Origin of the sequence: Salinarimonas soli (genome assembly GCF_008386575.1) — a bacterium.
GTDB lineage: Bacteria > Pseudomonadota > Alphaproteobacteria > Rhizobiales > Beijerinckiaceae > Salinarimonas_A > Salinarimonas_A soli.
This window is the reverse complement of record NZ_VUOA01000033.1, coordinates 104,538-118,587: the sequence shown is the minus strand read 5'-3', so window position 1 is coordinate 118,587 and position 14,050 is coordinate 104,538. Positions and strand designations below refer to the sequence as shown.

Annotated in this window: 13 protein-coding genes; 3 read left to right on the top strand and 10 right to left on the bottom strand. The window is 72.2% G+C overall.

The genetic code is table 11. The features are described 5' to 3' along the window. Nucleotides 1-56: 56 nt before the first annotated feature. From F0L46_RS18360 to F0L46_RS18345, 4 genes are all read right to left on the bottom strand, one after another. The gene (locus F0L46_RS18360; protein WP_149820218.1) at nt 57-1,175 is read right to left on the bottom strand and encodes a GNAT family N-acetyltransferase; all 1,119 of its coding nucleotides are present in this window, start codon (nt 1,173-1,175) and stop codon (nt 57-59) included. A gap of 118 nt (nt 1,176-1,293) precedes the next feature. Continuing rightward, entirely contained in the window at nt 1,294-2,463 is a 1,170-nt protein-coding gene (locus tag F0L46_RS18355) for a CobW family GTP-binding protein (protein ID WP_149820216.1), read from the bottom strand. Next, nucleotides 2,460-3,365 (bottom strand): EamA family transporter, encoded by a 906-nt coding sequence (locus F0L46_RS18350; protein ID WP_149820214.1) that lies wholly within the window; start codon nt 3,363-3,365, stop codon nt 2,460-2,462. The genes F0L46_RS18355 and F0L46_RS18350 overlap by 4 nt, the downstream gene beginning before the upstream one ends. 59 nt (nt 3,366-3,424) lie before the next feature. Continuing rightward, on the bottom strand, nt 3,425-4,015 hold the full coding sequence (locus tag F0L46_RS18345; RefSeq protein ID WP_149820212.1) for a GNAT family N-acetyltransferase: 591 nt from the start codon (nt 4,013-4,015) through the stop codon (nt 3,425-3,427). Between the two features lie 114 nt (nt 4,016-4,129). Between F0L46_RS18345 and F0L46_RS18340 the strand changes: the two genes are divergently transcribed. Continuing rightward, the gene (locus F0L46_RS18340) at nt 4,130-4,990 is read left to right on the top strand and encodes an alpha/beta hydrolase (RefSeq protein WP_240540054.1); all 861 of its coding nucleotides are present in this window, start codon (nt 4,130-4,132) and stop codon (nt 4,988-4,990) included. Between the two features lie 78 nt (nt 4,991-5,068). Then, nucleotides 5,069-6,070 (top strand): lysylphosphatidylglycerol synthase domain-containing protein, encoded by a 1,002-nt coding sequence (locus tag F0L46_RS18335; RefSeq protein WP_149820210.1) that lies wholly within the window; start codon nt 5,069-5,071, stop codon nt 6,068-6,070. A gap of 164 nt (nt 6,071-6,234) precedes the next feature. Here F0L46_RS18335 and flhA read toward each other — a convergent pair whose 3' ends face one another. From flhA to F0L46_RS18315, 4 genes are all read right to left on the bottom strand, one after another. Next, on the bottom strand, nt 6,235-8,352 hold the full coding sequence (gene flhA, locus F0L46_RS18330) for a flagellar biosynthesis protein FlhA (protein ID WP_149820208.1): 2,118 nt from the start codon (nt 8,350-8,352) through the stop codon (nt 6,235-6,237). Nucleotides 8,353-8,444: 92 nt separating this feature from the next. After that, complete coding sequence (gene pyk / locus F0L46_RS18325; protein ID WP_149820206.1) at nt 8,445-9,881, bottom strand: pyruvate kinase; 1,437 nt, start codon at nt 9,879-9,881, stop codon at nt 8,445-8,447. Beyond that, nucleotides 9,878-10,318, bottom strand: coding sequence for a DUF1036 domain-containing protein (locus F0L46_RS18320; protein ID WP_149820204.1), 441 nt, complete (start codon nt 10,316-10,318; stop codon nt 9,878-9,880). The genes pyk and F0L46_RS18320 overlap by 4 nt, the downstream gene beginning before the upstream one ends. Before the next feature lie 92 nt (nt 10,319-10,410). Next, a complete protein-coding gene (locus F0L46_RS18315; RefSeq protein ID WP_149820202.1) occupies nt 10,411-11,343 on the bottom strand; it encodes a DMT family transporter in 933 nt (310 codons plus the stop codon). 182 nt (nt 11,344-11,525) lie between these two features. Here F0L46_RS18315 and F0L46_RS18310 point away from each other — a divergent pair, with 182 nt between their 5' ends. Further along, nucleotides 11,526-12,041, top strand: coding sequence for a copper chaperone PCu(A)C (locus F0L46_RS18310; protein WP_149820200.1), 516 nt, complete (start codon nt 11,526-11,528; stop codon nt 12,039-12,041). A gap of 7 nt (nt 12,042-12,048) precedes the next feature. Here F0L46_RS18310 and metW read toward each other — a convergent pair whose 3' ends face one another. Next, nucleotides 12,049-12,708 (bottom strand): methionine biosynthesis protein MetW, encoded by a 660-nt coding sequence (metW, locus tag F0L46_RS18305; protein ID WP_276315606.1) that lies wholly within the window; start codon nt 12,706-12,708, stop codon nt 12,049-12,051. Between the two features lie 152 nt (nt 12,709-12,860). After that, entirely contained in the window at nt 12,861-14,033 is a 1,173-nt protein-coding gene (gene metX, locus F0L46_RS18300) for a homoserine O-acetyltransferase MetX (protein ID WP_149820196.1), read from the bottom strand. Nucleotides 14,034-14,050: the final 17 nt, after the last annotated feature.

The window sequence follows — 14,050 nt, the reverse complement described above, 5'->3', positions numbered from 1 at the left end:
AACCCCGCCGGGGCGGGTTGGGACGTCGCATGCGGACACGGCGCCGATCCGCCCCCTCAGGCGCGTCCCAGGCTCTGCCCGCGTCCCATGCCCCGCAGCCGCCGCCCGACGAGGGCGCCGAAGCCCGTGGGAGCCAGGCCCCCGGGGCGGGTCTCGACGACGAGGTCGAGGGTGGGGCGGCGGGCGGCGCCGGGCATGGTCTGGGCGTCAGGGCGCATGTCGAGGAGGTCGAGGCGCAGGCGGCCGAAGCCGCGGGCGATGTCGAGGGCAAGCCACTCGGCCGCGTCGTCGCCCCCCGCCGCCGGATCGACGGCGAGGCGGCAGAGCCACGCCGTCCCGGGCCGCAGGGCGACGAGGGCGGCGGCTATCGGGCGGTCGCCGGCCCACAGGATGTCGGCCCGGCAGGCCTTGGCGGCGGCGAGGCGCCGGGTGGCGGTGCGCAGGAAGGCCGAGCGGCCGGGATCGGCGATCAGCGCCGGCCGCCGGCGCGAGGCGGTGCCGGCATCGAGGGTGAGCAGGATCTCGATCCCGTCGCGCACCTGGCGGGGCGTGCGGCCGCGCTCGACGCGCAGCGGCCCGAGGGGGCCAAGCCGCTCCTCGAGGGTCGCGCGGCGGGCGTCGCGCGCCGGCAGGGCGGCCGCGTCGTGGGGCAGGACGGGGATGCCGCGCCCCTCCTCGCGCACGAGGCCGCGACCGGTGCCGCTCGCGGTGGCGACGAGGGCGGCGGCGAGGGGGCCGTCGGCGTCGAGCCCGGCGAGGCTCAGGCGGGCGAAGCGGCGGCCCCCGGCGCCGAGCGTGTCGAGGACGGCCTCGATCACCTCCGCCGTCCGCTCGCGGGTCACCAGCGGCGGCAGGGGCGGGAGGAGGTCGGGGCGCCACAGGCGCGCCTCGCCGCCGAGCGCATGGCGCGCGGGCAGGACGGGGATCACGGCCTGGAGCTCGAGGCCCCGGCGCGCCACCACGACGGGGACGTCGCGGCCGTTCGCCAGGTGCTGGAGGGCGCCGAGCATCGTCTCGGGGTCGTCGAAGGGCGTCGGCTCGGCGGCGCGGGCGGCGAGCGACCGCCAAGCTGCCTCCTGCCCCCGCAGGGCGGCCCCGGTCGTGATCTCGACGGCGAGCGCCCGGGATGGCGCCGGCGCGATCCCGGGACGGGTTGATACGAGACCGATGTCCATGGCTGCACCCTCTTTCGATCCGCAACCGTCCCGTTTCGGGACGATCCGCACCGGCGGAACGCCGACAGCCCTTCACCTTTCAAGAACCATACCTTTTGAGGCGAAATTAACTCTCTTCTTACGCGCTGCGGCCGCCGGGGATCGCGAGCGGGTTGTCGCTCAGGGCGGCGGCGTCGGGCTGGTCGATCCCGGGCTCGCCGAGGAAGGCGCGCCACAGGCGCTCGACGAAGTGCTTGTCGAGATCGCTCACGATGAAGACGAGGCGCGAGCGCCGGTCCGCGTCGGGCCAGGCGGGCAGGATCGCGGGCACGTGGATCACGTGCTGGACGCCATGGATCACCACGGGGCGGTCGGGATCCTCGGCGAGGCCCACGATCCCCTTCAGCCGCAGGAGCTTCGGCCCGTGCGCAGAGCGCAGGAGGTCGAGGAACATGTCGAGGCTCGCCTGCGGCACGGGCTTGTCCGTGGTCAGCGCGAAGGCCCGGATGCTGGCGTCGTGGCGGTTCACGTCGTGGTGATGGCCGTGCCCGTGGTGATAGTGGCCATGGCCGTGCTGATGGGCATGAGCATGAGCATGGGCCTGGCGCTCCGCCTCCTCCACCGCTTCCGCCGTGAGCCAGGCGCGCACGTCGGCGATCTTGCCGTCGGGGCCGAAGGCGCCGCCGATCATTTCGGCCGCCGGGACGGCGCCGTTCACGGCGGTGAGGACGCGGGCGCCCGGGTTGAGGGCGTGCAGGCGCGCGAGCAGCGCCCCCGTGGCGGCGGGCTCGGCGAGATCGGTCTTGGTGAGCACGATGCGGTCGGCGACGGCGGCCTGGCGCACGGCCTCGGCATGGGCGTCGAGGGTCGAGGCGCCGTTCACCGCGTCCACCACCGTCACCACGCCCTCCACGGCGAAGCGCAGGGACAGGTAGGGGTGGTAGAGGAGCGCGTGCAGGATGGGGGCCGGGTCGGCGAGCCCCGTGGTCTCGATGAGCACGCGCCGGAAGGGGGTGATCCGGTCGTTGTCGCGCTGCCGGAGCAGGTCCTCCAGGGTGGCGATGAGGTCGCCGCGCACCGTGCAGCACAGGCAGCCCGCCGCGAGCAGGACGAGGCCCTCGTCCACCGTCTCGACGAGGAGATGGTCGAGGCCGATCTCGCCGAACTCGTTGATGATCACCACCGTGTCCCGCAGCGCCTCGTCCTGGAGGAGGCGGTTGAGCAGGGTGGTCTTGCCCGCGCCGAGGAAGCCCGTGAGCACGGTGAGCGGGATCGGCGTGGGGCGCTGGGTCATGGCGGGCTTGCTCATGGGGTCTCGCTCACGGGGTTTCGCCCGCGGGCTGTGGGGCGGTTGTCGAGGATCACGTTCGCCATGATGGCGGCCAGCACGAGGGCGCCGCCGAGGAGCTGGAGGGGGCCTAGGCGCTCGCCGAGGATCGCGGCGGAGCTCAAGGTCGCCACCACGGGCTCGGCGCAGAAGGCGAGCCCGATCACCACGGGCGCGGCCCGCACCAGGGACGCGATCTGGAGGAAGAAGCCGATCACGAAGCCCGCGATGGTGAGGGTCACGGCCCAGGGCGCCCGCAGCAAATCGGCGGGCGGGTTGAGGGCTCCGAAGGCGAGGGCGACGAGAAGGGTGGTCGGGATGACGATGAGGTTGATCCAGAACACCTTCGCGACGAGGCCTGTCCGCGTCGCCCGCGCGGCGGCGAAGAACTGGACCGCCGTGCACACGCTCGCCACGAGGGCGAGCCCCACGCCCCGGGGATCGAGCCGCTCGAAGCCGGGGCCCACCACGCAGACCACGCCCACGAAGGCGAGCGCCGCGACGCCGAGCAGCGGCGCCCCGAGCCGCCGTCCCTCGACGAAGGGGCTCGCGAGCACGATGAGGATCGGGAAGGTGTAGAAGATCACCACGGCGACCGAGACGGGGACGAACGCCACGGAGGAGAGATAGGCCGTGCCGATCCCGAGGCTCGCCAGGCCCAGGACGCCCATCGCCCGCCACTCCTCCCGCGGCACGCGCAGCGAGCGCCGCCACAGCAGGGCCGCGACGCCGACGAGGGCGAGCATCACGAGGGCCCGGTAGATCACGAGGCTCACCCCCGTGATGCCGTCGTCCGCGGCCATGCGGGCGAAGACCACGTTGAAGCCGTAGGAGAAGGCGGCGCCGAGGGCGAGGAGAAGGCCCGGGCCGGGCAGGGAGGTCATGGAGCGCGACCGTGTGAGGCGGACCTTTAGGGGCGTTCGACAGGATCCGGGGCGCGCCGTCAATCCTGCGGTGGCAGCACGGGGCAATGGGGCGCGGCCTCCATGGGCAGCGCTCCGGCGAGGCGCGGGTCGTCGGCGACCTCGATGGCGCGCTTGTAGGGACGAAAGCCGGCGCGGATGTAGAAGGGCAGGGCGCGGGGATCGTCGAGGGTGCAGGTATGGACAAAGAAGCGCCCGATCGGACGGGCGAAGGCCCGGGCGATCGCTTCGCGCATGAGGGATCGGCCCAGGCCCCGGCCCGTAGCCTCGGGGACGAGGCCGAAATAGCCGAGCTCGCACTCGCCGGGATTTCGGAAATCGAGCTCCAGGAGGCCGGCGTCGGCGCCGTCGTGGCGCAGGGCGTAGGCCTCGACGGCGGGATCGTCGATGATCCGGGCGAGGGCGTCGTCGCTGAGCCCAGCGCGGCCGAACCAGAGCCACGGCTCGCCCACGCGGCGAAACAGCGCCCGGTAGCGCGCAGGGTCGCCCCGCAGGGGGGCGAGGTCGAGGGCGGGGCGCTCGAGATCCACAGGCGGCGCCGTCATGGCAAGATAGGTCACCACCGCGGCGATCTTGCCGGGTGCAATGTCGGTGTAGCCGTCTTTCAGCATGGGATCGAACCGGGGAAACGGGCTTTATAAGGGGACCCTCAGACGAGCAGGAGCCCCCCTGATGCGCAAGCGCGAACCACACGTCCCATCCACCGGCGGGGGGAGGCGGTGACGGTGGCGTTCGGCGCCGCGCCGGACGAGGCGCCCGCCCTCGCCACGCGCATGCTCGGCGGCGGGGACGGCCCGGCCCTGGAGATCGTCGCCGCGGGCCCGCCCGGGCCGTCGCGGGGCGCGCCGATCCTGTTCGTGCATGGTGCCTTCGGCGGCGCCTGGATCTGGGCGGAGCGGATGATGCCGTTCCTGGCGCGGCGCGGGCGCGCGGTCGCGGCCGTGAGCCTCAGGGGGCATGGGCGAAGCGAGGGGCACGAGGCCCTCGACACCACGAGCCTCGCGGATTTCGGTGCCGACCTGCGCCGGGTCGTGGCGTCGTTGCGCGAGCCGCCGATCCTGGTCGGCCATTCCCTCGGCGGGCTCCTGGCGCAGCTCGCGCTCGGGCGCTTGCCCTTGCGCGGCCTGGTGCTGCTCGGCTCCCTGCCGCCCGAAGGGCTTGCGGTGGTTGGGCCGAGGCTCGCGCTCACCGAGCCGCTGATCTGGTCGGAGAGCTTCATGGGCTCGCTCGCCCGCGAGCGCGCGCCGATCTCGGACGCGCTCCTGCGGGTCCTGTTCTCCGAGGGCGTGCCGGTGCGCCGGGCGGCGCGCTACGCGGCGCGCATGACCCCGGAATCGGCCCGGGCGCTCGCGGAGGCGCATCTGCCGGGGCCCATCCTGCCGGCGGCCGCGATCGGCGTGCCGGCCTTGGTGCTCGGCGGCGCGGACGACCGCCTGGTCTGGCCCGTCTCGACCCGGCGGACGGCGTTCTACCACGGCGGCCAGGTGCGGATCGTGCCTCGGATGGGGCACTTCCTCATGCTCGACGACGACGCCGAGGAGACCGCCGGCGCGGTTCTCGACTGGCTGGAGGCGCGGGGCTTGTGAATTCGCCTTTTGCACCGTCCCGCGCTATGAGAGGAGCAGCCTCCGGCCCAAGCGCCCCGTCCCCGAGATGCCGTCCCCATGAAGAGCAAGCTTGAATATGTCTGGCCGGTGATCGGCCTGCTCGCGGTGGTGTTCTCGGGGTGGCTTCTGTTCAAGGAGATGAGGGCGATCTCGGCGCGCGACATCGTGGCGAGCCTGGAGGCCATCACCCCGACCCAGTACCTGCTCGCCGCCCTCTCGACCCTCGTGGCCTATGCGGCGCTGGCCTGGTACGACCGCATCGCGCTCCTGCATCTGGGCGTGCGGCACATCTCGTGGGTGTTCGTGGCCATGTGCTCGTTCACCACCTACGCGCTCTCGCACAATATCGGCGCCTCGGTGTTCTCGGGCGCGATGGTGCGCTATCGGGCCTATTCCTCGAAGGGCCTGAGCACGGGACAGGTGGCGGTGCTCGTGGCGCTTTGCTCCTTCACCTTCGGCCTGGGCACGATCCTGCTCGGCGGGCTCGTGCTCACCCTCGAGCCGCAGGTGATGGCGCGGCTCGACGGGCTCCTGCCCGACTTCCTCACCAACGCCACCACGGCCCGCCTCATCGGCCTCGGGCTCCTGGGCTTCGTGGCGCTCTACACGATCGGCTCGATCCTCGGCTTCAAGCCCCTCGTGATCCGCACCTTCCGGCTCGAATATCCCCGGCCCGGCATCGCGCTTCGCCAGCTCTTCGCCGCGCCCCTGGAGCTCCTGGGAGCCGCCGGCATCATCTATTTCGCCCTGCCCGAGGCCGGAAACCCGGGCTATTGGGTGGTGCTCGCCGTGTTCCTAGCCTCGTTCTCGGCGGCCCTGATCTCGCACGCGCCGGGGGGCCTGGGCGTGTTCGAGCTCATCTTCATCACGGCCATGCCCGACGCGCCCAAGGCGCAGGTGCTGGCGGCGCTCCTCATCTTCCGCCTGTTCTACCTCCTCATCCCCCTCGCCTTCGGCCTCGTCGTGGTCCTCTCCTTCGAGCGCAACCGCCTCGCCAAGGCGCTGCGGGAGAATGTGGGGACGGGGGCGCCGCAGCCGCCGGCCCCGGGGCCGGGCTGAAGGCTATCCCCCTCCCCCTTGCGGGGAGGGTTAGGGGTGGGGGTCGGGACGCGAGAGGGACCATTCCAGGATAGGGCTGTACGACCCTGCATGCGCCCCTCCCGATCCGCCGCTCCGACTTTTCGACCCCCACCCCCAGCCCCTCCCCACAAGGGGGAGGGGAGCTAGACGCTCCCCACCGTCTTCAGGCGCACGCGCGGGTGGATCTCGCCCTGGCTCATGACGGCGGTCTCGCGGCGGAAGCGCTCGATGATGGAGCGGACGAAGGGGCGGGACTGGACGGAGGTGACGAGGACGGGCATCTCGCCCATGCGGGCGGCGTCCTCGAAGCGATCGCGAACCTGGTGGACGAACTCGGTGAGGCGCGAGGGCTGCATGGCGAGGTGGCGGTCCTCGCCCTGGCCGACGATCGATTCCAGGAAGGCCTGCTCCCAGCCCGCCGAGAGGGTGATGATCGGCAGCTGGCCGTGCGGGCCCGTGTACTGGGCGCAGATCTGGCGGGCGAGGCGGCCGCGCACGTGCTCCACCACGTCGCGGGGGCTTTTCACCACCCCCACCACCTCGGCGATGCCCTCCAGGATGGTGCCGAGGTCGCGGATCGAGACCCGCTCGGCGAGCAGCATCTGCAGCACCCGCTGGATCCCCGTGGTGGTGATCTGGGAGGGCACGATCTCCTTGACGAGCTCGGCGTGCTCCTTGGGCAGCTCCTTCAGGAGCTTCTGCACCTCGATATGCGAGAGGAGCTCCGGCATGTGGGCCTTGATGATCTCGGTGAGGTGCGTCGAGATCACGGTGGAGGCGTCGACGACGGTGTAGCCGCGCAGCTGGGCGTCGTCGCGCAGGGCCGCGTCGATCCAGGTGGCGGGCAGGCCGAAGGTGGGCTCCAGCATGTGGTGGCCCGGCAGCTGGACCTGTCCGCCCATGGGGTCCATGGCCATGAACTGGCCCGGGAACACCATGCCCGTGCCGGCCTCGATCTCCTTGACCCGGACCACGTAGGCGTTGGCCTCGAGCTGGACGTTGTCGAGGATGCGCACGGAGGGCATCACGAAGCCCATCTCGGAGGCGAGCTGGCGGCGTAGCGCCTTGATCTGCTCGGTGAGCCGGTCCGAGCCGTCGGCGGCGTTGACGAGGGGCAGGATGGCGTAGCCGATCTCGATCTTGAGGTCGTCGATCCGCAGCACGTCGGCGATCGGTTCCTCCTTCGGCGCGGCGTCGGCGCCGGCCTCCAGGGGGCGGCCTTCCGCGTCGAGCCCCGCGGCCGCGGGCCCGGCGAGCCCCTTGCCCGTGTAGGCGAGCCAGCCGGCGGCGCCCGCGAGCGCCATGAAGGGCAAGAAAGGGATGCCCGGCAGGAGCGCGAGAATCCCCATGACGCCCGCCGACATGCCGAGCGCTTTGGGGTAGTTCGAGAGCTGGCGCCCCACAGCCTTGTCGGCGGCCCCGCGCACGCCAGCCTTCGAGACGAGGAGGCCCGCGGCGGTCGAGACCACGAGGGCGGGGATCTGCGAGACGAGGCCGTCGCCGACGGTGAGCAGGGTGTAGGTGTGGCCGGCCTCCGAGAAGCTGAGACCCATCTGCGCCACGCCGATGACGATGCCGCCGACCACGTTGATGAAGGTGATGAGCAGGCCAGCGATGGCGTCGCCGCGCACGAACTTGGAGGCGCCGTCCATGGCGCCGAAGAAGGAGGCCTCGTCCTCGAGCGCCGTTCGGCGCCGGCGCGCCTCCTTGTCGTCGATGAGGCCCGCCGAGAGGTCGGCGTCGATCGCCATCTGCTTGCCGGGCATGGCGTCGAGGGTGAAGCGGGCCGCCACCTCGGCGATGCGCCCCGAGCCCTTGGTGATCACCACGAAGTTCACGAGCACCAGGATCGCGAACACGATGATCCCGATGACGAAGTTGCCCCCCATCACGAAGCCCCCGAAGGCCTCGATGACGTGGCCCGCGGCGGAGGAGCCCGTATGGCCCTGGGAGAGGATGAGGCGGGTCGAGGCGAGGTTCAGCGCCAGCCGCAGCATGGTGGCGATGAGGAGAACGGTGGGGAAGGACGAGAACTCCAGCGGCTCCTCGATGAAGAGGCTCGTCATCAGGATCAGCACGGAGAGGATGATCGAGACGGCGAGGAGCAGGTCGAGCAGGACCGCCGGCAGCGGGAAGATGAGCACCACGAGGATGCCCATGACGCCGCCGGCGAGGAACAGGTCCTTGCGGCCCGCCAGGTTGCCCAGGCCTAGGGCCGCCAGCCCCGCGCCCGTCCGGACGGCACCCGCCGCATCGCTCATCCTCCACCCGCCCCCGGTCGCACAGCTGCCCGGCAAGTCTTGCCGGGTGCATGGTTAGCGGAGGGTTAACGCGGGGCGGCGCTGAGGCGCCCTCACGCCATGGCGGCGTGCTCCTGGGTCACGAAGGCGATGCGCACGAGGTTGGTGGCGCCGGGCGTCCCGAAGGGCATGCCGGCCACGACGATGATCCGGTCGTGCACCTTGGCGAGGCCCTCGCGGATCGCGAACTTCGCGGCGCGGGCCGACATGTCGTCGATGTCGAAGGCGTCGCGGGTCGCGATGGGGTGGACGCCCCAGACGAGGCCGAGGCGCCGCGCGGTCTCGCGGTTGGGGGTGAGCGCCAGCACCGTGGCGTTGGGGCGCTCGCGGGCCAGCCGCATGGCGGTGGAGCCCGAGAAGGTCCAGGCCGCGATGGCTTTCAGCCCCAGCGTGTCGGCGATCTGGTGGGCGCCCGCCGCGATGGCGTCCGAGCCCGTGGCCTCGGGCTCGTTGCGCTGGGCCGTGAGGATCGTGCGGTAGAGCGCGTCGCGCTCCACCTCCTCGGCGATCCGGCTCATCGTGGCGACGGACTCGACGGGGAACTGGCCCGACGCGCTCTCGGCGGAGAGCATCACGGCATCCGCGCCCTCGAACACGGCGGTGGCGACGTCCGAGACCTCGGCGCGGGTGGGCACGGGGCTCGTGATCATGCTCTCCAGCATCTGGGTCGCGACGATCACGGGCTTGCCCTGGCGGCGAGCGAGACGCGTGAGGCGCTTTTGCAGGCCGGGCACCTGCTCCAGCGGCATCTCGACGCCAAGGTCGCCGCGCGCCACCATGATGGCGTCGGACGCCTCCATGATGTCGTCGATATGGACGATGGCCTGGGGCTTCTCGATCTTGGCGAGCACCAGCGCCCGGCCGCGGGCCACCTTGCGCACATCCGCCAAGTCGTCGGCGCGCTGCACGAAGGAGAGCGCGATCCACTCGACGCCCACGTCGAGCGCGGCCTCCAGGTCCGAGCGGTCCTTCTCGGTCATGGCGGTGATGGGCAGGAGCGTGTCGGGCAGGCTCACGCCCTTGCGGTTGGAGATGCGCCCGCCGACCTCGACCTCCGTCAGGGCCTTGCCCCGGGACACGTCCTTCACGCGAAGGCGCATCTTGCCGTCGTCGATGAGGAGGGTGTGGCCGGGCTCCAGGGCCGCGAGGATCTCGGGGTGGGGCATCTGGACCCGCGCGCCGTCGCCGGGTAGGTCGCTCGAATCGAGGGTGAAGGCGTCGCCGTTGGCGAGCATGGCCCCGCCGTCCTGGAAGGCGCCCACGCGCAGCTTCGGCCCCTGGAGGTCGACGAGGATGGGGATGGGGCGGCGGACCTGGTCCTCGACCGCGCGCAGCATGGCGACCTTGTCGCGCAAGCCCTCGCGCGGCAGGTGGCTCATGTTGATGCGGAAGGTGTCGGCCCCTGCCTCGTGGAGGCGGCGCACCATCTCCGGGGTGTCGGAGGCGGGGCCTAGGGTCGCGACGATCTTCGTCCGTCTCATCCGCTTCATCGTGTCGGGCCTCCGGGTCGTGTGGGGTCGGTGAGCTGGACGGTCCAGCTGCGCTGGTCGCCGGTGTCGATTTCGAAGAAGCCGTTGCGGTCGTAGCCCCGCGCCAGGCAGTCCTCGACGCCGCGGATGGTGAACTCGCGGTCGCGGGTGCACATGAAGGAGCGGCCGCTCCACTCGCCGCCGCGGTCATAGTCGACGGCGTAGAGATAGAAGTAGCGGGACGAGAGGGCGCCGCGCAGGAGCGTCTCGCAGGCGCGGGGCGCGAGGTTCCACCAGCCCTCGGTCAGCCAGCCCTGCCCGTCGCGGAACCCGAGCGAGATCCCGACCCGGCTGCCGGTCATGTTGCACAGGCGCAGGTCCGCCCGCGCGTCGGAGGCGGCGACGAGCCCGCCGGCGAGGGCGAGGGCGACGAGGCAGGGGCGAAGGTGTGGGGTCATCGATGGTCTTGCGGGCGTGCGATTCGGGATGATGGGGCCGGGGCCGGTAAGGAAACGTGAAGGACGATATCCGGCAAGGGCTTGCTCCGCGCTCACGGCAGGGCCGGCGCGGGCTTCGGGCGGGGGCGGGCCCACCAGATTCCGAACAGGATGAGCGCGCCGCCGAGCATCTGGACGGGCGTGAGGGCCTCGCCCAGGATGATCCAGCCGAAGGCCGCGCCTGCGATCGCCTCCAGGAAGATGACGAGCGAGGAGAAGGTGGCGGGAAGCCGCCCGAGCGCCACCGCGAGCAGGCCCTGGCCGCCCGCATGGCTGATGAAGGCCATGGCGACGAGGGCCGCGATGGCTTTCGGCGTATGGGGGATGACGCCGTGGCCCGCCGTCACGTTCGCGACGAGCGCCACCGCGAGCAGCACCGCCGCGGTCACGAGGGTGAGGGCGAAGGTCACCCGCGCCGCGCCGCCGCCCTCGCCCCGGGCGCGCTCGACGCCCAGAAAATAGAGGGCGAAGAACACGGCGGTCGCGACCCCGTAGAGATCGCCCACCACCCGGTCGGGATCGACCTGGAAGCTCTGCCCGATGAGCGCGACGCCGCCCGCCACGCACAGCGACAGGCCCGCCAGGGTCTCCCGCGAGGCGCGCCGCTTCAGGACGAGCCAGCTCGCGAGCACCACGAAGATTGGCGCCGTGGTGGCGAAGAACGTGGCGTTGGCCACCGTGGTGTTGAGGATGGACAGATGCCAGAAGAACAGGTCGCCCGCGAAGGCGAGGCCGGCGAAGAGCGCGGCGGGGGTGAACGAGCGCCGCGCCGGCCCGGGCCCCGCCTCCTCGATGCGCATCCAGGCATAGAGCACCGGGAGCGCCAGGGCCACGCGCCAGAACGCGCTCGCGAAGGGGCCCACGTCCGCGGCGGCGAAGCGCACGAAGACGGGCGAGATCCCCATGGCCACGGCGCCCGCGCACAGGGCCGCGAACGCCGCGGCCTGGCCTGACTCGATCGGTGCGGTCGTGGGGCTGGACGCCATGGCTCGCCTTTCCTCGAAGGTCCCCCTTAAGTTGCTTTCCCGCCCCTGTCACGCAGTCGCTGAGCGCGGGAGGGGGCGCGCCTCCCCTCTCCCATGGGGAGAAGGGAGGCCGCGTTCCACGTCGCCCCTCCCCGCGCCGCCGGAAACGGCCTATATGCCGCGCGTCACCCCAGGACTCCGCCATGCCCTTGCGCTCCGCCGCCCTTCTCGCCCTTCTCGTCCTCGCCCCTGCGGCGCAGGCCCAGCACAGCCACGGGCCGGCGGCGCCCGCTCCGGCGGCGTCCCTCGGGCCGGTTCGGGCGGGGGCGCTCGTCGTCGAGCAGCCCTGGTCGCGGGCGACGCCGGGCGGGGCGAAGGTGGCGGGGGGCTATATCCGCATCACCAATACCGGGCGCGAGCCCGACCGGCTGGTCGGCGGATCGCTCGCCGTCGCGGGCGGGTTCGAGATGCACGAGAGCAGCGAGGCCGACGGCGTCGCCCGCATGCGCCCCCTGGAGCGCGGCCTGGAGATCGCGCCCGGCCAGACCGTGGAGCTGCGCCCGGGCGGCATGCACGTGATGTTCGTGGATCTCAAGGAGCCCCTGCGCGAGGGGCAGGCCGTGCGCGGCACCCTGCGGTTCGAGCGCGCCGGCACCGTCGAGGTGACGTTCCAGGTGCGCGGCATCGGGGCCAGGGACGCCGGCCACGCGCACCACTAGGGGCCTCTCAGCCCCCGCGCCGCAGCAGGAACACGCCCTGGTCGCCGAGCAGGTTCCAGGCCCACCAGGGCAGGTTGACGCGCACCGGCTGGCCGGAGGCGTCGAGGGCCACGGCGCGCTCCATCCCGGCCCCCACCTCGCGGCAGAGCGAGACGAAGTCGCGGATGGTGCAGAAGTGGATGTTGGGCGTGTCGTACCAGCTGTAGGGCAGGTTGTCGGTCACGGGCATGCGCCCTTTCAGCCCCAGCTCGATGCGCACCCGCCAATGGCCGAAATTCGGGAAGGTGACGATGGCGCGCCGGCCGATGCGCAGCATGTGCTCCAGGACCCAGCGCGGGCGGCGCGTCGCCTGGATGGTCTGGGACAGGATCACGTAGTCGAAGGCGTCGTCGGGATAGTCGGCGAGATCCGTGTCGGCGTCGCCCTGGATCACGGCGAGCCCCTTGGCGAGGCATTCGCCGACGTTCTGGCGCGAGAGCTCGATCCCGCGCCCGTCGACGCCGCGCCGGCGGGCGAGCAGCGCCAGGAGCGAGCCGTCGCCGCAGCCCACGTCCAGCACCCGGGCGCCGCTCTCCACCATGTCGGCGATGAGGACGTGGTCGGCCCGGGCGTAGAAATCGTCGAGGCTGCCCCGGTCGAGGGCCTGGCGCGGGCGCTCGCGCGGCACGTCGCCGCCGGGCAGGAGGCCGCCGAGCACCGTGGCGCCCGGAAAGGCCCCCGCCGCCTTGACGGACAGGCGGGTGCTCTCGGTCTCGTCCGGGCCCGGCGCGTCGGCCGCGCGCTCCGCCTCGCCCGCGCCCGGGGCGCCGGTCTCCTCGCTCATGCGATCCCCCTTGCCCGCGCGGCCGCCTCGACGAAGCCCCGGATGGTGCCGAACAGGCCCGGCTCCTCCAGGAGGAAGGCGTCGTGGCCCTTGTCGGATTCGATCTCGACGAAGCTCACGGGGGCCGCGGCGGCGTTCAGCGCATGCACGATGGCGCGGGAATCGGAGGTGGGGAAGAGCCAGTCGGAGGTGAAGGAGATCACGCAAAAGCGCGTGCGCGCGCCCCGGAAGGCGCCCGCCAGCGCCCCGCCATGCTCCGCCGCGAGGTCGAAATAGTCCATCGCCCGGGTCACGTAGAGATAGGAATTGGCGTCGAAGCGCTCGACGAAGCTGATGCCCTGGTGCCGCAGGTAGGACTCGATCTGGAAATCCGCGTCGAAGGAGAAGGTGGGCGCGGCCCGGTCCTGGAGGCGCCGGCCGAACTTGCGGTGCAGCGCGCTCTCCGACAGGTACGTGACGTGCGCCCCCATGCGGGCCACCGCGAGGCCTTTGTGGGGGCGCACCCCGTGGTCGAGATAGCGCCCGCCGCGCCAGTCCGGATCGGCCATCACGGCTTGGCGGCCGACCTCGTGGAAGGCGATGTTCTGGGCCGAGTGCCGCGCGCCCGTGGCGATGGGAAGCGCCGCGAAGACGCGCTCGGGATAGGTCGCCGCCCATTGCAGCACCTGCATCCCGCCCATGGAGCCGCCCACCACGGCAAACAGGCTCTCGATCCCCAGCCGGTCCACCAGCATGGCCTGGGCCCGCACCATGTCGCCGATGGTGACGAGGGGAAAGTCGAGGCCGTAGGCCTGCCCCGTCTCGGGATTGGTGGAGGCCGGCCCCGTGGTCCCCATGCAGCCGCCGAGCACGTTGGCGCAGATCACGAAGAAGCGGTCCGTGTCGATGGGCTTGCCCGGCCCGATCAGGGTCTCCCACCACCCAGGTTTGCCCGTCACGGGGTGGACGTTCGCCACGTGCTGGTCGCCCGTGAGGGCATGGCAGATGAGCACCGCGTTGGAGCGCTCCGCATTGAGGCTGCCATAGGTCTGGTAGGCGATCTGCCAGGGCGCCAGCGCCACCCCCGCGTCCATGGCCAGCGGCGCGTCGGCGCCAAAGCGCATGACGGGGCTCGCCGGCTCGTCGGCCTGGATCCGGGCTTCCTCGGTGATGCGGCGGGCTGAGAGCATGAGGGGGGCTACTCGTG

Excerpts from the sequence above, each read along its gene's own strand:
- F0L46_RS18350 (WP_149820214.1), bottom strand. The coding sequence starts at position 3,365 with ATGACCTCCCTGCCCGGCCCGGGCCTTCTCCTCGCCCTCGGCGCCGCC.
- F0L46_RS18335 (WP_149820210.1), top strand. The coding sequence starts at position 5,069 with ATGAAGAGCAAGCTTGAATATGTCTGGCCGGTGATCGGCCTGCTCGCG.
- metX (WP_149820196.1), bottom strand. The coding sequence starts at position 14,033 with ATGCTCTCAGCCCGCCGCATCACCGAGGAAGCCCGGATCCAGGCCGAC.
- flhA (WP_149820208.1), bottom strand. The coding sequence starts at position 8,352 with ATGAGCGATGCGGCGGGTGCCGTCCGGACGGGCGCGGGGCTGGCGGCC.
- F0L46_RS18310 (WP_149820200.1), top strand. The coding sequence starts at position 11,526 with ATGCCCTTGCGCTCCGCCGCCCTTCTCGCCCTTCTCGTCCTCGCCCCT.
- F0L46_RS18315 (WP_149820202.1), bottom strand. The coding sequence starts at position 11,343 with ATGGCGTCCAGCCCCACGACCGCACCGATCGAGTCAGGCCAGGCCGCG.
- pyk (WP_149820206.1), bottom strand. The coding sequence starts at position 9,881 with ATGAAGCGGATGAGACGGACGAAGATCGTCGCGACCCTAGGCCCCGCC.
- F0L46_RS18345 (WP_149820212.1), bottom strand. The coding sequence starts at position 4,015 with ATGCTGAAAGACGGCTACACCGACATTGCACCCGGCAAGATCGCCGCG.
- F0L46_RS18355 (WP_149820216.1), bottom strand. The coding sequence starts at position 2,463 with ATGAGCAAGCCCGCCATGACCCAGCGCCCCACGCCGATCCCGCTCACC.
- F0L46_RS18360 (WP_149820218.1), bottom strand. The coding sequence starts at position 1,175 with ATGGACATCGGTCTCGTATCAACCCGTCCCGGGATCGCGCCGGCGCCA.
- F0L46_RS18320 (WP_149820204.1), bottom strand. The coding sequence starts at position 10,318 with ATGACCCCACACCTTCGCCCCTGCCTCGTCGCCCTCGCCCTCGCCGGC.